Here is a 21,299-nt window from a genome sequence, read left to right as displayed (position 1 = left end):
GCCCGGCCCGGGCCAGGGGGGAATCGGTTGGTCGGCGAGGGACATCGGGCGGAGGCTAGCCAGCTTCGCGCGGCGGTGGAATCGCCGGAATCGCAACGACTCCAGGCTGCATCGCCTCTTGGCGATGCGTCCGGTGGCCGTTAAACCCTTCGGCCGAAACACGCGGAAACGAATCGAGAGGCTGATCGCGATGCGCTACGTCTGGGCTGCCCTGCTGGTCGTCTTCGCCGCCTTCCAGACCGCGAGCCCCGCCGAGGCGCAGCGCCGCCCCGAGCAGGCGCGCAATGCCTCCGCGGCCTCGGCGCAGCCGGCCAGCCGGGCCGCGGCGCAGCAGACGCGCGCCACCGCCGCCCGCCGTGCCGCCGCGCCGGCCCGCGAGGCGAGCACCCCGCGCCCGGCGCAGCGCGCCGCCGCCACCCGCAGCGCCCCGGCGCGGCAGGCGGCGACGCGGCCCGGGACGGCGCGCCAGACCGCCGCGCGCGCCGGCGGGCGGACCCAGGCGGCCGCGCAGGCCGGCAACCGCACTCAGGCCGCCGCGCGCAGTGGCACCCGCCAGGCGGCGGCGCAGTGCCGGGGCCGCAACTGCCGCCAGGCCGGCCCGCGCCAGGTGTCCTGGCAGGCGGGCCTCGCCCCGGCGACCAACGCGCAGGCACGCTCCTGCCCGGTGGGCACCATGGCGACGCTCGCGAACGGGCACACCGACATCGTCCGCTGCATGCCGCTCTGACGCGCCCCGGGGGCGGCGGAGTGCCGCCCGCCGCCTTGCCGCGGCGCGGGCCACGGGCTAGGAAGCGGCGCTTTTTCGCACCGCACCCTTGCCTTGAGGACTTGTCATGGCCCGCAAGAAGATCGCGCTGATCGGCGCCGGCAACATCGGCGGCACGCTCGCCCACCTGATCGGGCTCAAGGAGCTCGGCGACGTCGTGCTGTTCGACGTGTTCCCCGGCGTCGCCGCGGGCAAGGCGCTCGACATCATGCAGTCCGGGCCGGTGGACGGGTTCGACAGCCACATGGTCGGCTCGGGCGACTACAGCGCCATCGCGGGCTCGGACGTGGTCATCATCACCGCCGGCTTCCCGCGCATGCCGGGCATGAGCCGCGATGACCTCGTCTCCAAGAATGCCGGCGTCATCGCCCAGGTGGCCGAGGGCGTGAAGCAGCATTGCCCGAACGCCTTCGTCATCGTCATCACCAACCCGCTCGATGCGATGGTGTGGGTGTTCCGCGAGAAGTCGGGCCTGCCCGCGAACAAGGTGGTGGGCATGGCCGGCGTGCTCGATTCGGCGCGCTTCCGCCTCTTCCTCGCGCAGGAGTTCAACGTCTCGGTCGAGGACGTGACCGCCTTCGTGCTCGGCGGCCACGGCGACACCATGGTGCCGCTGACCCGCTACTCCACCGTGGCCGGCATCCCGGTGCCCGATCTCGTGAAGATGGGCTGGACGACGCAGGAGAAGGTGGACGCGATCGTGAACCGCACCGCCAATGGCGGCGGCGAGATCGTGAAGCTGCTCGAGAAGGGTTCGGCCTTCTATGCGCCGGCAGCCTCGGCCATCGCGATGGCGGAGTCCTACCTCAAGGACAAGAAGCGCGTCCTGCCCTGCGCCGCCTGGCTGACCGGCCAGTACGGCATCAAGGACCTCTATGTCGGCGTGCCGGTGGTGATCGGCGCGGGCGGCGTCGAGCGGATCGTCGAGATCGAGCTCAACGCGGCCGAGAAGGCCGCCTTCGAGAAGTCCTGCGGCGCGGTGCGCGAGTTGATCGAGGCGTCGAAGAAGCTGGTGGGCTGACCCGCCCGGGCCCGGCGGCAAGGCCGGGCCCTTTTCCTGTCAGGCCGAGGGACATCCCGGGATGAACATCCACGAATACCAGGCGAAGGAGCTGCTGCGCCGCTACGGCGTCGCGGTGCTCGACGGCCATGTGGCCTGGACCGCGGAGGAGGCGGTCGCGGCCGCGCGGAACCTGCCCGGCCCGGTCTATGTCGTGAAGTCCCAGATCCATGCGGGCGGCCGCGGCGCCGGCCGCTTCAAGGAGGATCCGAACGGCAAGGGCGGCGTGCGCGTCGTCAGGTCGATCGAGGACGTGAAGGCCGCCGCCGAGGCGATGATCGGCAAGACGCTCGTCACCAAGCAGACCGGCGAGCACGGCAAGGTCGTCTCCCGCGTCTATGTCGAGGACGGCTGCGACATCAAGCGCGAGCTCTATCTCGGCCTGCTGGTGGACCGCGACACCTCGCGCCTGACGATCATGGCCTCGACCGAAGGGGGCATGGAGATCGAGGAGGTGGCCGAGCACCACCCCGACAAGATCCTGAAGGTCGCCGTGGACCCGGCCTCGGGCCTGTCGGGCTTCCATTGCCGCAAGCTCGCCTTCGGGCTGGGCCTGACGGGCAATCAGGTCGCCTCCTTCACGCGGTTCGTCACCGCGCTCTACCGCGCCTACCACGAGCTCGACTGCATGATCGTCGAGATCAACCCGCTGGTCGTCACCGGCGCGGGGGAGATCGTCGCGCTCGATGCCAAGGTCTCCTTCGACGACAACGCGCTGTTCCGCCACAAGGACCTCGAGGCGCTGCGCGACGAGTCCGAGATGGATCCGAAGGAGCTCGACGCCACGAAGCACGACCTGAACTACGTCGCGCTCGACGGGGAGATCGGCTGCATGGTGAACGGCGCGGGCCTCGCCATGGCGACGATGGACATCATCAAGCTCTACGGCAGCAGCCCGGCGAACTTCCTCGACGTGGGCGGCACCGCGAACGCCGCGCGCGTGACCGAGGCGTTCCGCATCATCACCTCCGACCCGAACGTGAAGGCGATCCTGGTCAACATCTTCGGCGGCATCGCCAAGTGCGACATGATCGCCGAAGGCATCGTGGCGGCGACCAGGACGCTGCACCTCAAGGTGCCGCTGGTCGTGCGGCTCGAAGGGACCAACGTGGACCTCGGCAAGAAGATCCTGGCCGAGAGCGGACTTGCCATCATCCCCGCCGACAACCTGGCCGACGCCGCCCAGAAGGTTGTCGCCGCCGTGAAGGGGGCCTGAGCCATGGCCGTTCTGGTCAACCGCAACACCCGCGTCATGACCCAGGGCTTCACCGGCGCCCAGGGCACCTTCCATGCCAGCCAGGGCATCGCCTACGGCTCGACCTATGTCGGCGGCACCACGCCCGGCAAGGGCGGCACGATGCATCCGGAGCTCAACCTGCCGGTCTTCGACACGGTGGCCGAGTGCGTGGCCAAGACCCAGGCGAACGCTTCCGTCATCTATGTCCCCGCTCCCTTCGCGGCGGATGCGATCCTGGAAGCGATCGACGCCGAGGTGCCGCTGATCATCTGCATCACGGAGGGCATCCCGGTGCTCGACATGGTGAAGGTCAAGCGTGCGCTCAGCGGGTCGAAGTCCATCCTGGTCGGGCCGAACTGCCCGGGGGTGATCACGCCCGACGAATGCAAGATCGGCATCATGCCGGGCCACATCCACAAGCGCGGCTCGGTCGGCGTGGTCTCGCGCTCCGGCACGCTGACCTACGAGGCGGTGGCCCAGACCTCGGCCGCGGGGCTCGGCCAGTCCACCTGCGTCGGCATCGGCGGCGACCCGGTGAAGGGGATGGACTTCATCGACGTGCTGGAGCTGTTCCTGAAGGACGAGGAAACCAAGTCCATCGTCATGATCGGCGAGATCGGCGGCCAGTCCGAGATCCTCGCGGCCGAGTATCTCCGCAAGGAGAACTTCGCCCCCGGCAAGCCGAACAAGCCGGTGGTGGGCTTCATCGCCGGCGCCACCGCGCCGCCGGGCCGGCGCATGGGCCATGCGGGGGCGGTGATCTCGGGCGGCAGGGACACCGCTGCGGCCAAGATGGAGGCCATGAAGTCGGCCGGCATCCATGTCGCGGACAGCCCCTCGGCGCTCGGCTCGACCATGGTGCGGGCCCTGAAGGGGTGATGCCGCGGCGGGGCGAAGGCCCTGCCATACCGATGCCATCCGCCCTATGTTAAGCGCCGCCGCCGCATCCTGGGACGAGGGTCGGCGGCGACCCGCATCCGAGACGACACGAACGCGACCCCCGGCGGCGCCGCCCGCCGGCACGGAGAGAAGCAATGGCTGGAGTTGACGTCCTCGCCACCGCGATGACCGGCGCGAATGCCGCCTACCTCGCGGATCTCTACGCCCGCTGGGCCGAGAAGCCGGACAGCGTGGACCCCTCCATGGCCGAGCTCTTCGCCGCGCTGAACGACGAGGCGCGGGCGGTGCTGACCGACGCGACTGGCGCCTCCTGGGCCCCGCGCATCCGCGGCGCCTTCGGCCCCGAGCCCGAGAAGCCCGCCGCCCCGGCCAAGGGTGCCAAGGCCGCAGCCGCCGCGGGCGACGCCGAGGCCACGCGCCGCGCCGTGCTCGACAGCCTGCGCGCGCTGATGCTGATCCGCTCCTACCGCGTGCGCGGGCATCTCGAGGCGCAGCTCGACCCGCTCGGCCTGTCCAAGCCCAAGCCGCACCCCGAGCTCGACCCCGCGACCTACGGCTTCACCGAGGCCGACATGGACCGGCCGATCTTCCTCGACATGGTGCTGGGGAAGGAGACGGCGACGCTGCGCGAGATCATCGCGATCTGCCGCGCCTCCTATTGCGGCTCGATCGGCGTCGAGTTCATGCACATCCAGGATCCCGAGCAGAAATCCTGGATCCAGCGCCGCATCGAGGGCGCGCCCTGGCTCACCGCCTTCGACGCCGCGGCGAAGCGCGAGCTGCTTGCGGACCTGACGAAGGCGGAGGGGTTCGAGGCCTTCTGCGCGCGCAAATTCGTCGGCACGAAGCGCTTCGGCCTCGAGGGCGGCGAATCCACCATCCCCGCGCTCGAGGCGGTGATCGAGACGGCGGCCCCGCTCGGCGTGAACGAGATCGCGATCGGCATGGCCCATCGCGGGCGGCTCAATGTGCTCGTCAACGTCGTGAAGAAGCCCTTCGTGCAGGTCTTCTCCGAGTTCAAGGGCGTGGGCGCGAACCCGGACGACGTGCAGGGCTCGGGGGACGTGAAGTACCACCTCGGCACCTCGGTGGATGTCGAGATCGGCGGGAAGATGGTCCATCTCTCCCTGCAGCCGAACCCCTCGCACCTCGAGGCGGTGGACCCGGTGGTGGTCGGCAAGGTGCGCGCGCGCCAGGACATGGCGGGCGACACCAAGGCGCGCCGCTCGGTCATGGGCATCCTGCTGCATGGCGATGCCGCCTTCGCCGGGCAGGGCGTGGTCTATGAGACGCTCGCGATGAGCCAGCTCATCGGCTACCGCACCGGCGGCACGGTCCACATCGTCACCAACAACCAGATCGGCTTCACCACCGTCGCGGCGCATGCCTATTCGGGCCTCTACTGCACCGATGTCGCGAAGGCGATCCAGGCGCCGATCCTGCACGTGAACGGCGACGACCCCGAGGCTGTGGTGTTCTGCGCCCGCATGGCCGCCGAGTTCCGCATGCAGTTCGGCGCCGACGTGGTGCTCGACATCGTCTGCTACCGCCGCCACGGCCACAACGAGAGCGACGAGCCGGCCTTCACCCAGCCCATCATGTACAACCGCATCCGCGAGATGCGGACCACGCGCACCCTCTATGCCGAGCGCCTCGCGCGCGAGGGCAGCGTCCCGGCCGAGGAATCGAAGGCGATGTACGACGCCTTCAACGCCCAGCTCGAGGAGGCCTACGAGGCCGCGCAGTCCTTCAAGCCCAACAAGGCCGACTGGCTGGAAGGCCACTGGAGCGGCCTGAAGTCGGCCACCGCCGGCGAGGAGGTCGAGAAGCTGCACGACACCGCCGTGCCGCTCGACACGCTGCGCGAGGTGGGCGCGGCGCTGTGCCGCATTCCCGAGGGCTTCAACATCAATCCCAAGATCGCCCGCCAGCTCGAGGCCAAGAAACAGGCCATCGAGAGCGGCGAGGGCATCGACTGGGCGACCGGCGAGGCGCTCGCCTTCGGCACGCTGCTGCTCGAAGGCCACCGCGTGCGCCTCTCGGGCGAGGACGTGCAGCGCGGCACCTTCTCCCACCGCCATGCCTACCTGATCGACCAGGTGACGCAGGCCGAATACGTCCCGCTCAACAACATCCGCGAGGGGCAGCCGAAGTTCGAGGCGTTCAACTCGCTGCTCGCCGAGTTCGGCGTGCTCGGCTACGATTACGGCTACTCGCTCGCGGACCCGCACACGCTGGTGCTGTGGGAAGGCCAGTTCGGCGACTTCGCCAATGGCGCGCAGGTCATCATCGACCAGTTCATCAGCAGCGGCGAGACCAAGTGGCTGCGCATGTCGGGCCTCGTGATGCTGCTGCCGCACGGCTACGAGGGCCAGGGGCCGGAGCATTCCTCCGCCCGGCTCGAGCGCTACCTGCAGCTCTGCGCCGAGCGCAACATGCGGGTGTGCAACTTCACGACGCCGGCCAACTACTTCCACGCGCTGCGCCGCCAGCTCAAGGCGAACTACCGCAAGCCGCTGGTGCTGATGACGCCGAAGTCGCTGCTGCGCCACAAGCTCGCGGTCAGCAGCCTGTCCGAGTTCGGCCCCGGCAGCGCCTTCCGCTACGTCATCCCCGAGACGGACGCGATCGCGCCGGAGGAGCAGGTGAAGCGCGTCGTGCTCTGCACCGGCAAGGTCTATTACGACCTGCTGGCCGAGCGGCGGGAGAAGGGCATCACCGACATCGCCATCGTGCGCGTCGAGCAGATGTATCCCTTCCCGCGCAACAGCCTCGCCAAGGCGCTCGCGCCCTACCGCAACGCCGAGGTCGTCTGGTGCCAGGAGGAGCCCGAGAACATGGGCGCCTGGACCTTCATGGACCGGCGCATCGAGAAGGTGCTCGCCACCCTCGACATCAAGGCGAAGCGGCCCGAATTCGTGGGCCGCGAAGAGGCGGCGAGCCCCGCCACGGGCCTCGCCCGCATCCATCAGCAGCAGCAGGAAGCCCTGGTGCGCGCGGCCCTCGGGCTGTGACGCGGGGCGGCACCAACGGACGGCAGACATGACCGACATCCTCGTTCCCACGCTCGGCGAGAGCGTCTCCTCCGCGACCGTCGCGCGCTGGCTCAAGAAGGTCGGGGAGGCGGTGGCGGCGGACGAGCCGCTCGTGGAACTCGAGACCGACAAGGTGACGGTGGAGGTGAACGCCCCCGCCGCCGGCGTGCTGGAGGCGATCGCCGCGGCCGAGGGCACGGAGGTCGCGCCGGGCGCCGTGCTCGGCTCCATCGCCGCCGGCTCCGCGGCCGCCGCCAAGCCCGCGCCGCAGCCCGCCGCCGCCGCGCCCGCCATCCCGCATGTCGAGACGCCGCGCGCCGTCCATGGCCCGGTGGCCGTGCCCGGCGCCCATGCCCCGCTGCCCGCCGCCGCCAAGCTGATGGCCGAGACCGGCGCGACCGCCGCCGCGATCGGCGCCGGCACCGGCAAGGACGGCCGCATCACCAAGGGCGACGTGCTCGACTTCCTCGCCCGTCCGGCCCCCGCCGCCGCCACGCCGGCCGCGCCCAGGGCGCCGCGCGCGCTCGAGGCCGGGGAGGAGCGGGTGAAGATGACGCGCCTGCGCGCGACCATCGCCCGCCGCCTCAAGGAAGCGCAGAACACGGCGGCCATGCTCACCACCTTCAACGAGGTGGACATGGGTGCCGCGATGGCGCTGCGCGCCGAGTACAAGGACGTGTTCGAGAAGAAGCACGGCGTCCGCCTCGGCTTCATGTCCTTCTTCGTGAAGGCCTGCGTCGCCGCGCTGAAGGAGTTCCCCGCGGTCAACGCCGAGATCGACGGCGACGAGATCGTCTACAAGAACTTCGTGCACATGGGCATCGCGGTGGGCGGCCCCTCCGGCCTCGTGGTGCCCGTGCTGCGCAACGCCGACACCCTTTCCTTCGCCGAGATCGAGAAGGCGATCGGCGCCTTCGGCAGGAAGGCCCGCGACGGTGCGCTGAAGCTCGAGGAGCTCGCCGGCGGCTCCTTCACCATCACCAATGGCGGCATCTACGGCTCGCTGATGTCCACGCCGATCCTCAACCCGCCGCAGTCCGGCATCCTCGGCATGCACAAGATCCAGGACCGCCCGATGGCGATCGGCGGCAAGGTCGAGATCCGGCCGATGATGTACATCGCGCTCTCCTACGACCACCGCATCGTGGACGGGAAGGAAGCCGTCTCCTTCCTCGTGCGCGTGAAGGAGAGCATCGAGGATCCGCGCCGGCTGATGCTCGACATCTGAGCCGCGCATCACCACTCTAGGCGGGCCCGGCGGGAAAAGCCCCGCCGGGCCCGCGCCGTTGCACGGCGACGGGCCGCGACCACACGACATCGAGGTTCCATCATGCGAAGCCGTGAAGGCCAGTTCTCCGACGCGCGCCCCATCCAGCGCAGCCGCGCCGAGAAGGAGCGCCTGCTGCGCGAACTGAAGGACACGCTCGCCGGTCTCAAGCCGCACGCCTCGCGCTCGATGCGCACGACGCTGCAGGCCCGCATCCGCGAACTCGAGGCCGAACTCGCCCCCGCGAAGCGCTGAGCGCGCGCCGCCGCGCCATGCCGGCGCGCGGGCTGGCGGGGCCCGCGCGGGAAGCCAAGGGCCGGTGCCCGGGGCCAAAGGCCGCCGGATGTCAGACAGGCAGCCGCACCCGCGCCCGCAACCCGCCGAGAGGGCTGTCCTCCAGCACGATGTCGCCCCCATGCGCGCGCGCGATGTCGCGCGCGATGGCAAGGCCAAGCCCCGTGCCGCCGGCGGAGAAGGTGGCGAAGGGCCGGAACGCCTCCTCGCGGCTTTCCTCGGGGATGCCGGGGCCGTCGTCGTCCACCGTGACCATCGCCCAGGCGCCGGCGGCATCCGGGCGCGGCACGCGCGTCAGCGCCACGGCGATGCGCCGCGCGTGCTTGCGGGCATTGTCGAGCAGGTTGCCGAGGCAGCGGCGAAGCGCATCGGCGCGCACCGGCGCGATCACCGGCTCCTCCGGCACGGCGAGATCGACCTGCGCCCCGTCGCGCCGCGCCTTGGCGGCCACTTCCTCCACGAGCTCGGCGAGATCGGCCGGCGCGGCCTGTTCCGTCCCCTCCCCGCGCGCGAAGGCGAGGTAGGCGCTGATCAGCCGGTCCATCTCCTCGACGTCCTGCGTCATCGCCTGCGCCTCGGCCTGCGCGGCCGCGGGCAGCATGGCGAGACCGAGGCGCAGCCGGGTCAGCGGCGTGCGCAGGTCGTGGCTGATGCCGGCGAGCATCTCCGTCCGGCTCTCCACGAAGCGGCGGATGCGGCTCTGCATGGAGTTGAAGGCGAGCGCGGCCTGCCGCGCCTCCGCAGCGCCTTCGGGCTTCATGGGGCCGAGGTCGCGCCCGCGGCCGAAGGCTTCCGCCGCCTCGGCAAGGCGACGGACGGCGCGCACCTGGTTCTTCATGAACAGCGCCGCGACGCCGAAGAGCAGCGCGGAGGAACCCACCACCCAGATCACGAAGAGATAGAGCGTGCCGGTGAACAGCCGCTTGCGCGCCGCCTCCACGTGCAGCACGCCGTCGGGGAGCTGGACGCGGATGATCACGCTGCGCGGGTCGGACTGCCAGTCGGTGTCGAAGGGCAGGCGCACGCGCTCGCGCATCGCCGCATCGAGGTCCTCCTCCAGCGGCAGCAGCGGCAGGGAGGCGCGGCGGTTTGCCGCCGGGCCCAGCACCGCGCCCTGCTCGAAGGCGAGCGAGAGGTCGAGCCGCCATGCCGCCTCGCGGAAGATCCAGCCGCGGTCCTCCTGGCGCGGGTTGCGCCCGAGCAGCTCGACCACCATCGCGACATCGCCCGCCACCGCGCCGGCCAGCCGGCGCGAGATGACGTCGAGATGGCTGCCGTAGAAGATGTAGAGCGCCACCACCTGCAACAGCACGAGCGGCACCAGGATGATGAGCAGCGCCCGCCCGAGCAGGCCGCGCGGCACGATGCGGCGCAGCGGGTTCATCTGCGGCACGCCGACGCAGCGGCATGCGCCGCGCCCGGGCGACCGCGGAAGGCCGAGGCGCGCGCGGGCGGACGCGTTCCCTTCTCCCGCCTCACGGCCCCGGCCTCAGCACATAGCCCCGGTGCCGCACCGTCTGGATGAAGCGCGGCTCGCGCGGGTCCGCCTCGACCTTCCGGCGCAGCCGGGTGACCTGCACGTCGATCGCGCGTTCGCCGGCCTCCGGCGTGCCGAGCGCGGCGGCGATCTCCTCGCGGCTCAGCACCTCGCCCGGGTGGCGCGCGAGCGCCTGGAGCAGCGCCGCTTCGCCGCCCGTGAGCCGCACGATGCCCTCGGGGCCGCGCAGCTCGGCGCGCTCCACGTCGAACCAGCGCGTGCCGAGCTGCACCGGCGCGGCCGGCAGCGCCTGGGCCGAGGGCGCGGGTGCGGCGCGCCGCAGGATGGTGCGGATGCGCAGCGCAAGCTCGCGCGGGTCGAAGGGTTTCGCCAGGTAGTCGTCCACCCCGTGCTCGAAGCCGGCGATGCGGTCCTCGGGCGCGCCGCGCGCGGTCAGCATCAGGATGGGCACCTCGTTGCCGTCCCGCCGCAGCGACTCCGCCAGCGAAAGCCCCGATTCCCCCGGCATCATCACGTCGAGCACCATCAGGTCGAACATCATCGCCGCGATGGCGCGGCGGGCCGCTGCGGCGTCGGCCACGGCGGTCACGCGGAAGCCCTGCTTGGTCAGGAAGCGCTGCAGCAGGTCGCGCAGGCGCGCGTCGTCGTCCACGACCAGCAGATGGGCGGTCTCCGCGCCGCCGTTCATCGCCCGGGGTCCCGCTCGCCCAGACGGTCGCAGGCGGCGCGGGCCTCCTCGCCCATCAGCCCGCGCATGACGCGGCGGAAGCCCTCGACGGCGACGGGCCCCGCCTCGCGATAGGCGCGCATCACCGTCTCGCGCTGCCGCTCGAACAGCCGCCGCTCCAGCGCAGCACCCTTGGGCGTGAGCGTCAGCAGGCGCTGGCGGCGATCGGCCCGGCCCGGCGTCTGGGTCACGTAGCCTTCCTCGACGAGCGGCTGCAGCACGCGGCCGAGGCTCTGCTTGGTGATGCCGAGGATGCCGAGCAGCTCGCCCACCGTGATGCCCGGCCGGCGCCCGACGAAGTGCAGCACCCGGTGATGCGCGCGCCCCATGCCGAGCTCGGCGAGGATCTCGTCCGCGCCCGCGGTGAAGTCGCGGTAGCCGAAGAACAGCAGGTCCTGCGCGAGGCGCAGTTCCTCCTCGCGCAGGAACAGGAGGTTGCGCCCGGCGGGCAGCGGGCTGCGCTCGGGCGTCTCGGCGATCTGCGCGGCGGTCTTGGCTGCCATGTTCAGCCCTCGCATTGCTCTTGGGTCAGTATCATTGACCGATCCGTCGTGTCATTCCAAACTGCAGCCGGTCAAAGCAAGAATGTTTCGTTCGGCCGCCTCGGATGCGGCGCAGGACAACCCGGAAGGACACGCAACATGGGCCCTTTCCCCACCACGCGCACCAGCGCGCCGAAGCAGAAGCCGGCGGACGACGCGCTCGCCTTCGGCAAGGTCATGACCGACCACATGTTCCTGATGAACTACGAGGAGGGGAAGGGCTGGCACAACCCGCGCATCGAGCCCTACGGGCCGCTGAGCCTCGACCCGGCCACCTCGGTGCTGCACTACGGCCAGGCCATCTTCGACGGCCTCAAGGCATTCCGCGGCGATGACGGGCAGATCCGCCTCTTCCGCGCGGACCGGCATGCCGAGAGGTTCAACCGCTCGGCGCGGATCATGTGCATGCCGGAACTGCCGGTGGACATCATCCGCGCCTCCTTCGACGCGCTGGTCGGGCTCGATGCGGACTGGGTGCCGCGCAAGCCGGGCACCTCGCTCTACCTGCGGCCGACGATCATCGCGACCGACGTCATGCTCGGCGTGCATCCGGCGCACAGCCTGCTCTACTTCCTCATCCTCTCGCCGGTGGGCTCCTACTACAAGGAAGGGGTGAAGCCGGTCCGCATCCTCGCCTCCGACACGCATGTGCGCGCCGTGCGCGGCGGCACGGGGGAGGCCAAGACCGCCGCCAACTACGCCCAGTCCCTCGCCGGCCAGCAGGATGCCGCCAGGGCCGGCTACACCCAGGTGCTGTATCTCGACGGCGTGCACCGCAAGTATCTCGACGAGGTGGGCACCATGAACATCATGGTCCGCATCGGCGACGAGGTGATCACGCCGCCGCTCGCCGGCACCATCCTCGACGGCGTGACGCGCGCCTCCGCGCTGCAGCTCATGCGCGACTGGGGCCTCGCCGTCAGCGAGCGCCCCATCACCATCGACGAGGTGATGGAGGCCGGCCGCCGCGGCACGCTGCGCGAGATGTGGGGCACCGGCACCGCCGCCGTCGTCTCGCCCGTCGGCACGCTCGGCTACAAGGGCGAGGACATCCTGATCAACAACGGCGAGACGGGCGAGATCACGCAGCGCCTCTACGACGCCATCACCGGCATCCAGTACGGGCGCACCAACGACCCGCATGGCTGGACCAGCGTGGTGCCGGTCGCGGCCTGAGCGGCACGGCGCATGCCGGCAGGCGAAGGGGTTGGCCTTTCGCCCGCCGGGCATCAGCCGCCCGGCAGGCGCCGGAAGCCCTCCTCCGCCGGGGGATCCGCCGCCTCCTCGCGCAGCGCCTCCACGCGCGCGAGCGGCGGCCCGCGCCGGCAGGCGGCCAGCAGCGCCGCCACCGCCGCCGCATCGCCCGCCACCAGCGCCTCGACCCGCCCATCGGCGCGGTTCCGCACCCAGCCCGAGACGCCGAGCCGCCGCGCCTCGCGCACCATCCAGTCGCGATAGCCCACGCCCTGCACGCGGCCCTCGATGAGCACCCGCCGCGCCGTCATGCGCGCAGCAGCGCGAGGAAGCGTTCGGCGAGCGCGACATCGGCCGCCATCCGCGCGCGGCGGGCCAGCGCCTGCTCGTCCGCGCCCCAGCGTTCCTCCTGGAAGGTCTCGTCCAGCACGGCGAGGCGATGCGCCTCGGCCGCCTCGAGCCGCCCGGCCGACAGCGCGAGGCCGAGAACGAGGCTGCCCAGCGCCGGCACGGCGAGGCCGAGCGCGGCGAGTTCCTCCGCCGCATGGGCCGCCACCGCCGCGCGCAGCGCCGCGAGGCTCGCCGGCGGCTGCGCGACCGGCATCAGCCCCGCCGTGACCGTCAGCGGCGCGCCATGGGCCGCCGCCGCCCAGTCGAGCAGCGGCTGCCACTCGCGCGCCTGCAGCGCGGCAAGGCGCGGGTCGTCGCCGCGGTAGCAGAGCAGGTCGGTCTCCGCGTATCGCGCCAGCCCCTCGATCACCGGCGCGGGGTCCGCCGCGACGCGCTCCTGCGCGGTGCCGAGCAGGCGTGTCAGCGGCACCTGCTCCATCGTCATCTCGCCGCCCTTGCGTTCGCCCGCCGCCTGCCACTCGGCGGCGATCGCCTCGGCCAGCGGCGCCGAGCGCGTGGCGAGCCGCGCGCCGCCGGGCAGGCGCAGCGGCCTGCCGTCGAGCAGCACGGCATGGCCGCCCTCGGGGCGGGTGACGGCCACGGCATGGTCCCAGAAACGCTTCATGCGCGCCCCGATACCGCTAACGGCGCCCGCCGCCCAGGATGCCGCCCAGGCCGCGCAGCACATCCTGGGCCGGCCCCTGCAACTCGCGCGGCACGCCGGGCACGGGGGCCGGGGCGGCCGCCGGTGCGGGTGCTGCGGGCAGCGGCCCCTCCGCGCCGAAGCGCGCGAGCCGGAGCTGCGCCGCGCAATCCCCGCCCGCCGGCCCGCCGCGGTCGAGGCCGAGGCGGTTCGCCGCCGCATCCCGCGCCGCCTGGCCGAGCGCCCGCCCGGCATCCACGCCGACCCGCGGCGCGGCGAGCGTGCCGCCCACCCCGACCGGCGCGCGCACGGTCACGCCGAACAGCGTCACATCGGGCACCAGCCGCGCCGCGAGGCCCTCGTCGCGCAGGTCGAGCGCGGCCGTCCCCTCGATGCGCCCGGCCGAGGTCTCGAGCAGCAGCGCACGGCTCCGCGCCACGCCGTCCGCGGCGTCGAGGCGCAGGGCGAGGCAGCGCAGCGCCAGCCCCTCCCGCGGCGCGCCGGGCAGCAGCAGCGCCACCAGCTCCGGCCCGAGCCGCGCGAGGCCTGCCGGGGCGAGCCGCCCCTCCACCATCGCCAGCCCGGCCTCCCCCGCCAGCGTCGCCGCCACCGCGCGCGTGCCCGCCCCATGGCCTGAGAGGTCGAGGCGGATCTCGGCGCGGCCTTCGAGGCTCGGCGCCTCCCCCATCGCGCGCCGCAGCGCGCCGAGGTCGAGCCCGCGCCCCTCGCTGCGCAGCGCCAGTGCGACCGCCGGCGGCTCGGCCCGCGCATCGAGCCGAGCCTGCCCGCGCAGCACGCCGCCCGGGGTGGCGAGCGCGAAGGGCTGCACCTCCAGCACGCCGTCCCGGGCCGCGATCACGGCGGCGAGGTCGCGCCAGGCGGCGCCGCCCGAGACGATCTCGCCGGCGCTCACCTCGACGCGCCCCCGCCAGGCGCGCGCGGCGGCGAGCGGCAAGGGCATGTCCGGGATCAGGCGGCGCTCGGCGGCAGGCGGCGCCGGGCCGGCCGGCGGCGGAGCGGGCGGCGCGGCCGCCGGCGCGGCCTGCGGCCGCAGCGCATCGAGATCCGCCCGCGCCACCGCGAGGCGCCCCGTCACGCCGAAGGGCGTGCCGGGCGTCAGCGTCAGCGCGCCCTCGGCGGCCAGCATGGGCGAGGCGATGGCGAAGGGCGACACCGCGATGCCGCGCGCCGGGCCGCCCTCCATCGCCACCCGCGCGCTCAGGCTCGCCTCGCGCAGGGCGGGCAGGCCGGGCAGCAGCGGCGCGAGCACCGCCGCATCCGGCAGGCTGGCGCGGATGTCGAGCGCCAGACCCTCGCCCGCGCGCGGCCGCGCGAGGCGCCCCGTCGCCTCGAGCCGCGCCGCGCCCGCCTCCGCCCGCAACGCCAGGGCGAGCGGCGCGCCCCCCTCGGGCGCCAGCAGTGCGGCCGGCGGATCGAGGCCGAGCACCGCGCGGAACCCGACGCCGCCGCGCGCGCCTTCCAGCGCGATCTCCGCCTCCCGGTCCGGCGCGGGCATCGCCACGCTGAGCGCGCTCAGCGCGAGGCCGGGCGCGACCGCGCCGAGATCCATCGCGCCGATGCGCAGCGCCGCCGCCTGCGGCGCCATGTCTGCCGCGAGATCGAGCCGGCCCTCGAGGGGCGGCAGCGCCGCCGGCCAGCCCATGCCGGGCGCGAGGCCGGCGAGCAGCGGGCGCAGCGTCTCGGGCTCAGGGATCGCCGCCTCGATGCGCGTCGCCGCGCCGATCCCGCCCTCGAAGCCGATGCGGTTGCGCCCGGCCGTCAGCGTGCCGCGCGCGCGCGGTTCGGTCTGCGACGCCTCGCCCTCCACCGCGAGGCTCACGCCATGCAGCGCAAGGCTGCCGGCGAAGGCGAGCGGTCCCGCCGAACCGAGGCCGGTCACGCGCATCCGCTCCACCGCCACGGCGCCGAGACGCGGATCGGGCAGCATCAGGCGGCTGTCCGCCAGCACCACCTCCCCGATCGCCACGCGCCTTGCCGGGCGCGGCGGCGGCGGCGCACCCGCGACGCCCCCGGGGGCGGGATCGGTGGCGGCGGGCCGCAGCACCCAGTTCGGCACGCCCTGCGCCGTGCGTTCGAGCAGGATCTCCGCGCCCTCGATCACGATGCGGCGGAAGGCGACCTCCCCGCGCAGCAGGGGCAGCAGCGCGAGGCTCGCCTCCATGCGGCGGATGCGCGCCATCTCGGGCTGCGAGCCGCCCGGCAGGTTGGCGAGCGTCGCGCCATCCACCGCGAGGCGCGGCGTCAGGCCGGGGCGCAGCGACACGGCGCCGAGGCCCGCCGCGCGCCCCGTCGCCTGCTCGATGGCCGCGAGCAGCCGCGGCGTCAGCGCGCCCGCGTTCAGCGCCAGCGTCAGCCCGGCGAGGGCGAGGATGGCCAGCAGCAGGACGCCGCCCAGGCCCGCGAGGCCCCATTTCACCGCGCGCGGCATCGCCATCTCAGCGCACCCGCCGGCAGGGCGGCGTGCGCGGCCGGTCGAAGCCGAGGAAGGCGAAGGTCTCCTTCATGTGGGGCGGCAGCGGCGCGGCGAGTTCCAGCACCCCGCCCTCGGGGTGCGGGATGCGCAGCGCGCGGGCGTGCAGGTGCAGGGTGCGGTCGCCGAAACCCTCGGGATGCGCCGCCGCGCCGCCATACTTGCCGTCGCCGAGGATCGGGCAGCCCAGCGCGGCGGCGCAATGCACGCGCAACTGGTGCGTCCGCCCGGTCAGCGGCGTGAGTTCGAGCAGGGCGGCGCGCTTCTGCGCCGAATCGAGGACGCGATAGAGCGTGACCGCGCGCGCCGCGTCCTTCGCATCGGAGGGCACCGTGCGCTCGCCGCCCGCCCCGCGCTGCCGGCCCAGCGCCATGTCGATCCGCCCTTCCAGCGGGTGCGGCCGGCCGACCACCACGGCCCAGTAGGTCTTCTCGGCATCGCGCCCGCGGAAGGCGGCGGCGAGGCGCGACGCGGCGGCCGGGGTGCGCGCCAGCAGCAGCACCCCGGTCGTGTCGCGGTCGAGCCGGTGCACCAGGCGCGGGCGGTCCTCCGCCCCGAATCGCAGCGCATCGAGCATCCCGTCGAGATGCTTCGCGATGCCCGGCCCGCCCTGCACCGGCATGCCCTGCGGCTTGTCGAGCGCGATGACGGAATCGTCGCGATAGAGCACCAGCCGTTCGAGCGCCGCCGCCTCGCGCGCATCCACCGGCTTCGGCTCGGCCCTGGGCGCGGGCGCGGCCGGCATGGGCGGCACGCGCACCTGCTGGCCGGCGAGCAGGCGCGTGCTCGCCTCGGCGCGCTTGCCGTCCACGCGGATCTGGCCGGTGCGCAGCATCTTCTGCAGCGCACCCTGCGTGAGCATCGGGTAGTGGCGATGGAACCAGCGGTCGAGCCGGGTATCGCCGTCCTGGGGGCGGACGGTGCGGGTGGTGACGGGCATGGGCGCATCCTACCGCGCCGCCGCACCGGCGCGCCATGCGCGGCGGGCGTTGCGCGAGGCCCCGCTTGTCGCGTAACAGGCTCGCTCGTCCTGGGAGGTCGCAAGAATGTCGCTCGTCAGCCGCCGCAGCCTGTTCGCCGGTTCCGCCGCCCTGCTCGCCGCCCCCGCGGTCGCGCAGCGCGCGACGGATTTCGCGGGCCGCACCATCGAATGGGTGATCCCCTTCGCCGAAGGCGGCGGCAGCGACGTCTGGGCGCGGTTCATGGCGCCCTATCTCGCCAAGTACCTGCCCGGGCGGCCGACGGTGATCATCCGCAACGTCCCCGGCGGCGGCTCGATCACCGGCACCAACGACTTCTACCAGCGCGCGCGGCCCGACGGTTCCACCTTCATCGGCACCTCGGGCTCGACGCAGTTCCCCTTCCTGCTCGGCGACCGGCGCGTGCGCTACGATTTCCGCACCATGCCGCCGGTGCTCGTCTCGCCGACCGGCGGCGTCGTCTACATCCCCGCCCGCTTCAACGTCGCCAATGCCGGCGAACTGGGCAAGGTGCGGGAGACCGAGCTGGTCTATGGCAGCCAGGGCGCGACCTCGCTCGACCTCGTGCCGATGCTCGCCTTCAACCTGCTCGGTCTCAAGGTGCGCCACGTCTTCGGCATGCGCGGCCGCGGCGAGGGACGGCTCGCGCTCGAACGCGGCGAGGCGACGATCGACTACCAGACCTCCTCGGCCTTCCTCACGCAGGTGCGGCCGATGATCCAGGCGGGCAACGTGGTGCCGCTGTTCTCCTGGGGCGTGCTCGATGCCCAGGGCAATGTGGCGCGCGACCCGACCTTCCCCGACCTGCCGCATTTCGTCGAAGCCTACGAGATGATGCACGGCCGCAAGCCCTCGGGCGTCGAATACGATGCCTATTTCGCCTTCTTCGGCTCGGGCTTCGCGGCGCAGAAGCCGGCGATGCTGCCGCCGCGCACGCCGCCCGAGATCGTCGCCGCCTACCGCCGCGCCTTCGAGCAGGCGGTCGCCGATCCCGAACTGCAGGCGCGCAAGGGCGAGGTGCTCGGCGACTACGAGCAGGCGGTGGGCGACAACGTGCAGCGCGTCTACGAGGTCGCGACCACCATCACGCCCGAGGCGCGCGAATGGGCGCGCAACTTCCTCGCGAACAACCACAACGTGCGGTTCTGAACCGGCCGGCCGAGCCGAAGAGGGAGGAACAACCATGCCCATCCTGTCCCGGCGCGCCCTTCTGGGCGCCGCCGCCATCGGCGCCACCGCACCGCTGACGGCGCAGGCCCAGGCGAACTTCGCCGGCCGCACCATCGAATTCGTCATCCCCTTCGCCGAGGCCGGCGGCAGCGATGTCTGGGCGCGCTTCCTCTCGCCCTTCCTCGCCCGCCACCTGCCGGGCCAGCCCACCGTCATCGTCCGCAACGTCCCGGGCGGCGGCTCGATCATCGGCGCGAACGACTTCGCCCAGCGCGCGCGCCCGGACGGCTCGGCGATCTTCGGCCCCTCGGCCTCCACGCACCTGCCCTTCCTGCTCGGCGACAGGCGCGTGCGCTACGACTACGCGAAGTGGACGCCGCTGATCGTCTCGCCCACCGGGGGCGTGCTCTACGTCTCCTCGCGCCTCGGGATCAGCCGCACCGACCAGGTGGCGGAACTGCGCGGCAAGGAGCTGGTCTTCCCGAGCCAGGGCGCGACCGGCCTCGACATCGTGGCGATCCTGGCGCTGCACCTGCTCGGGCTGAATGCGCGCTACGTGTTCGGGATGCGCGGGCGCGGCGATGCGCGCCTTGCGGTCGAGCGCGGCGACGCCAATGCCGACCACCAGACGACGCCGGCCTGGAACACGCAGGTGATGCCGATGGTGCGCGCGGGCGCGGCCGTGCCGCTGTTCTCGTACGGGGTGCCGGACGCGCAGGGCAATGTGCAGCGCGACCCTTCCTTCCCCGAGATCCCGACCTTCGAGGAGGTCTACCGCACCCTGCACGGCCGCGCGCCGGATGGCCTGCCCTACCAGGCCTATCGCGCCTGTTCGGTCGCGGCCTTCGCGGGGCAGAAGCCGGCGGTGATCCCTTCCGACACGCCCGCGCCCATCATCGCCGCCTTCCGCAAGGCCTTCGAGGATGCGGTGAAGGACCCCGAGCTGATCGCCCGGCGCGGCGACATCCTCGGCGACTACCCGCAGGCGGTCGGTGCGGAGGCGGATGCGCTCTACCGCACCGCCACCACCATCTCGCCCGAGGCGCGGGAGTGGGTGCGCAACTTCCTCACGCAGAACCACAACGTCCGCTTCTGAAGCCGTTCTCCGCACGCCGGGGATAGGGTGCCACCGCCATGATGGATGTGATCTTCGGCGCGCTGCTCGAACTGCTGACGCCCACGCGCCTGATGTTCATGATGCTCGGCGTCTCGGTCGGGCTCGTGATCGGGGTGCTGCCGGGCCTGGGCGGCATCGCCGGGCTGTCGCTGCTGCTGCCCTTCATCTACGGCATGGATTCGACCTCCGCGCTCGCCATGCTGATCGGGCTGATCGCGGTCATCCCGACATCGGACACCTTCTCCTCCATCCTGATGGGCATCCCCGGCTCCTCCGCGAGCCAGGCGACGGTGCTCGACGGCTTCCCGCTGGCGCGCCAGGGGCAGGGGGCGCGGGCGCTTTCGGCCGCCTTCTTCGCCTCCATGCTGGGGGGGTTCTTCGGCGCGCTCGTGCTGACCGCCTCGGTCATGGCGGCGCGGCCGATCATCCTGCTCTTCGGCTCGGCCGAGCTCTTCATGCTCACCCTCTTCGGCCTGTCCACGGTGGCGGCGCTGTCGGGCGGCAACCTCGCCAAGGGCATCGCCTCGGCCTGCCTCGGCCTCGCCTTCGGCATGGTGGGCGCCGCGCCGGCCACCGGCGAGTACCGGATGGATTTCGACACGCTCTATCTCAGCGACGGGCTGCCGCTGGTGATCGTGGGCCTCGGCATCTTCGCCCTGCCCGAGTTGTTCAACCTGCTGCGCGGCGGCGGCGCCATCGCCCAGCAGAACCCGATGGGCACGGGGTGGATCCAGGGCATCAAGGACGTGCTCAGGAACCCCTGGCTCGTGCTGCGCTGCTCGGGCATCGGCGCGCTGATCGGCGCCATCCCGGGCATCGGCGGCTCGGTGGTGGACTGGATCGCCTACAGCCACGCGATGCAGACCTCGAAGGACGCCTCGAGGTTCGGCAAGGGCGAGATCCGCGGCGTGATCGCCCCGGAGAGCGCGAACAACGCCACCCAGGGCGGGGCGCTGCTGCCCACGCTGCTGTTCGGCATCCCCGGTTCGGGCTCGATGGCGATCTTCCTCGCCGGGATGATCCTGATCGGGCTGCAGCCCGGACCCGCCATGGCCGATCGCGACCTCGGCGTGACCTACACCATCATCTGGTCGCTCGCGATCGCCAACTTCGTGGGCACGCTGCTGTGCATCCTGCTCGCGCCCGGCATCGCGAAGCTGACGACGATCCGCTACCCGCTGATCGCGCCCTTCATGATCATGGTCATCTCCTTCGCCGCCTTCCAGGCCTCGCGCAGCGTCTATGACCTGATCGCGCTGTTCGCCGTCGGCATCCTCGGGCTGTTCCTGCGCCGCTTCGGCTGGTCGCGCCCGGCCTTCCTGATCGGCTTCGTGCTCTCCCTCGGCGCCGAGCGCTACCTCTACCAGGCGGTGCAGTTCTCGGGCTGGGAGTTCCTCACCCGGCCGGTCGCGCTCATCATCCTGGCGCTGACGCTGCTCTCGCTGTGGGCCGGGCTGCGGCGCAGCCAGGCCAATGTGAACACCGAGGGCGCGGCGGACGAATCCCGCGCCGCCTCCATGCTGCCGCAACTCGCCTTCACCGCGGTGCTGCTCGCCTTCTTCGTCTGGGTGCTGTTCGAGGGGCTGAAGAACTCCTACCTCGCCGCGCTGATGCCGGTGGTGGTGGCGACCGTCGGCGGGCTGTCGGTGCTCACCGTGCTCGTCTTCCAGGCGCGCGGCGCGACGGCGGCGGGCAGCACGAACTTCGACCAGGAGGCGAAGGCGACGGATGCCGGGCCCTGGCCCTTCGTCGGCTGGGCGCTCGGTTTCCTCGGGCTGACGCTGCTCCTCGGCTTCTTCGCCGCCCTCGCGCTCTTCTTCATCGCCTTCCTGCGCGTGGTGGCGCGCTGCGGCTGGGCGCAGACGCTGCTGCTGACGGCCGCGGCCTGCGGCTTCATCCTCATCCTCGCCCATTCCCTCAACCTGATCTTCCCCGGCGGCCTGCTCCAGGACCATTACGACCTGCCCTGGCCCCTGCGCTGAGACACC

Annotated in this window: 18 protein-coding genes; 11 read left to right on the top strand and 7 right to left on the bottom strand. The window is 72.6% G+C overall.

Annotated elements, in window-relative coordinates; translation table 11 throughout:
- Positions 1-124: 124 nt before the first annotated feature.
- The 7 genes from FHS88_RS14560 (at position 125) to FHS88_RS14530 (ending at position 8,520) form a co-directional block, all read left to right on the top strand.
- On the top strand, positions 125-727 hold the full coding sequence (locus tag FHS88_RS14560; protein ID WP_184486052.1) for a hypothetical protein: 603 nt from the start codon (positions 125-127) through the stop codon (positions 725-727).
- A gap of 106 nt (positions 728-833) precedes the next feature.
- Entirely contained in the window at positions 834-1,787 is a 954-nt protein-coding gene (gene mdh, locus FHS88_RS14555; protein WP_184486050.1) for a malate dehydrogenase, read from the top strand.
- A 61-nt stretch (positions 1,788-1,848) separates the two neighbouring features.
- On the top strand, positions 1,849-3,042 hold the full coding sequence (sucC, locus tag FHS88_RS14550; RefSeq protein ID WP_184486047.1) for an ADP-forming succinate--CoA ligase subunit beta: 1,194 nt from the start codon (positions 1,849-1,851) through the stop codon (positions 3,040-3,042).
- A gap of 3 nt (positions 3,043-3,045) precedes the next feature.
- Entirely contained in the window at positions 3,046-3,942 is an 897-nt protein-coding gene (sucD, locus tag FHS88_RS14545; RefSeq protein ID WP_184486044.1) for a succinate--CoA ligase subunit alpha, read from the top strand.
- A gap of 155 nt (positions 3,943-4,097) precedes the next feature.
- A complete protein-coding gene (locus FHS88_RS14540) occupies positions 4,098-6,977 on the top strand; it encodes a 2-oxoglutarate dehydrogenase E1 component (protein WP_184486041.1) in 2,880 nt (959 codons plus the stop codon).
- A 28-nt stretch (positions 6,978-7,005) separates the two neighbouring features.
- A complete protein-coding gene (odhB, locus tag FHS88_RS14535; protein ID WP_184486038.1) occupies positions 7,006-8,226 on the top strand; it encodes a 2-oxoglutarate dehydrogenase complex dihydrolipoyllysine-residue succinyltransferase in 1,221 nt (406 codons plus the stop codon).
- A gap of 102 nt (positions 8,227-8,328) precedes the next feature.
- Positions 8,329-8,520 (top strand): hypothetical protein, encoded by a 192-nt coding sequence (locus FHS88_RS14530; protein WP_184486034.1) that lies wholly within the window; start codon positions 8,329-8,331, stop codon positions 8,518-8,520.
- A gap of 91 nt (positions 8,521-8,611) precedes the next feature.
- Here FHS88_RS14530 and FHS88_RS14525 read toward each other — a convergent pair whose 3' ends face one another.
- From FHS88_RS14525 to FHS88_RS14515, 3 genes are all read right to left on the bottom strand, one after another.
- Entirely contained in the window at positions 8,612-9,943 is a 1,332-nt protein-coding gene (locus FHS88_RS14525; RefSeq protein WP_184486031.1) for an ATP-binding protein, read from the bottom strand.
- Between the two features lie 91 nt (positions 9,944-10,034).
- Positions 10,035-10,745: a response regulator gene (locus FHS88_RS14520; RefSeq protein WP_184486028.1), complete on the bottom strand. Its 711-nt coding sequence runs from the start codon at positions 10,743-10,745 to the stop codon at positions 10,035-10,037.
- Positions 10,742-11,287, bottom strand: coding sequence for a MarR family winged helix-turn-helix transcriptional regulator (locus FHS88_RS14515; RefSeq protein WP_184486025.1), 546 nt, complete (start codon positions 11,285-11,287; stop codon positions 10,742-10,744). The genes FHS88_RS14520 and FHS88_RS14515 overlap by 4 nt, the downstream gene beginning before the upstream one ends.
- A 138-nt stretch (positions 11,288-11,425) precedes the next feature.
- On the opposite strand from FHS88_RS14515, the gene FHS88_RS14510 reads away from it, so the two are divergent.
- Complete coding sequence (locus FHS88_RS14510) at positions 11,426-12,502, top strand: branched-chain amino acid aminotransferase (protein WP_184486022.1); 1,077 nt, start codon at positions 11,426-11,428, stop codon at positions 12,500-12,502.
- 53 nt (positions 12,503-12,555) lie between these two features.
- Here FHS88_RS14510 and FHS88_RS14505 read toward each other — a convergent pair whose 3' ends face one another.
- From FHS88_RS14505 to FHS88_RS14490, 4 genes are read right to left on the bottom strand one after another with little or no spacing between them, the layout of a single operon-like run.
- Positions 12,556-12,831 carry an acylphosphatase gene (locus FHS88_RS14505; RefSeq protein WP_184486019.1) on the bottom strand — a complete coding sequence of 92 codons (276 nt, stop codon included), beginning with the start codon at positions 12,829-12,831 and terminating at the stop codon, positions 12,556-12,558.
- Entirely contained in the window at positions 12,828-13,535 is a 708-nt protein-coding gene (locus FHS88_RS14500) for an ATP12 family protein (protein ID WP_184486016.1), read from the bottom strand. The genes FHS88_RS14505 and FHS88_RS14500 overlap by 4 nt, the downstream gene beginning before the upstream one ends.
- A gap of 16 nt (positions 13,536-13,551) precedes the next feature.
- Positions 13,552-16,008 (bottom strand): AsmA family protein, encoded by a 2,457-nt coding sequence (locus tag FHS88_RS14495; RefSeq protein WP_184486013.1) that lies wholly within the window; start codon positions 16,006-16,008, stop codon positions 13,552-13,554.
- A gap of 1 nt (position 16,009) precedes the next feature.
- A complete protein-coding gene (locus FHS88_RS14490) occupies positions 16,010-16,984 on the bottom strand; it encodes an RluA family pseudouridine synthase (protein ID WP_184486010.1) in 975 nt (324 codons plus the stop codon).
- Positions 16,985-17,090: 106 nt separating this feature from the next.
- Between FHS88_RS14490 and FHS88_RS14485 the strand changes: the two genes are divergently transcribed.
- The 3 genes from FHS88_RS14485 to FHS88_RS14475 are packed head-to-tail and all read left to right on the top strand — an operon-like array spanning position 17,091 to position 21,293.
- Positions 17,091-18,173, top strand: coding sequence for a Bug family tripartite tricarboxylate transporter substrate binding protein (locus FHS88_RS14485; protein ID WP_184486007.1), 1,083 nt, complete (start codon positions 17,091-17,093; stop codon positions 18,171-18,173).
- A 34-nt stretch (positions 18,174-18,207) separates the two neighbouring features.
- Positions 18,208-19,290, top strand: a complete 1,083-nt coding sequence (locus FHS88_RS14480) for a Bug family tripartite tricarboxylate transporter substrate binding protein (protein ID WP_184486004.1) — start codon at positions 18,208-18,210, stop codon at positions 19,288-19,290.
- 38 nt (positions 19,291-19,328) lie between these two features.
- Positions 19,329-21,293: a tripartite tricarboxylate transporter permease gene (locus FHS88_RS14475; RefSeq protein ID WP_184486001.1), complete on the top strand. Its 1,965-nt coding sequence runs from the start codon at positions 19,329-19,331 to the stop codon at positions 21,291-21,293.
- Positions 21,294-21,299: the final 6 nt, after the last annotated feature.

It is taken from the genome of Neoroseomonas alkaliterrae (genome assembly GCF_014199195.1).
Lineage (GTDB): Bacteria > Pseudomonadota > Alphaproteobacteria > Acetobacterales > Acetobacteraceae > Neoroseomonas > Neoroseomonas alkaliterrae.
The sequence above is the reverse complement of the archived record's forward strand: the minus strand, read 5'-3'. Positions and strand labels throughout refer to the sequence as shown.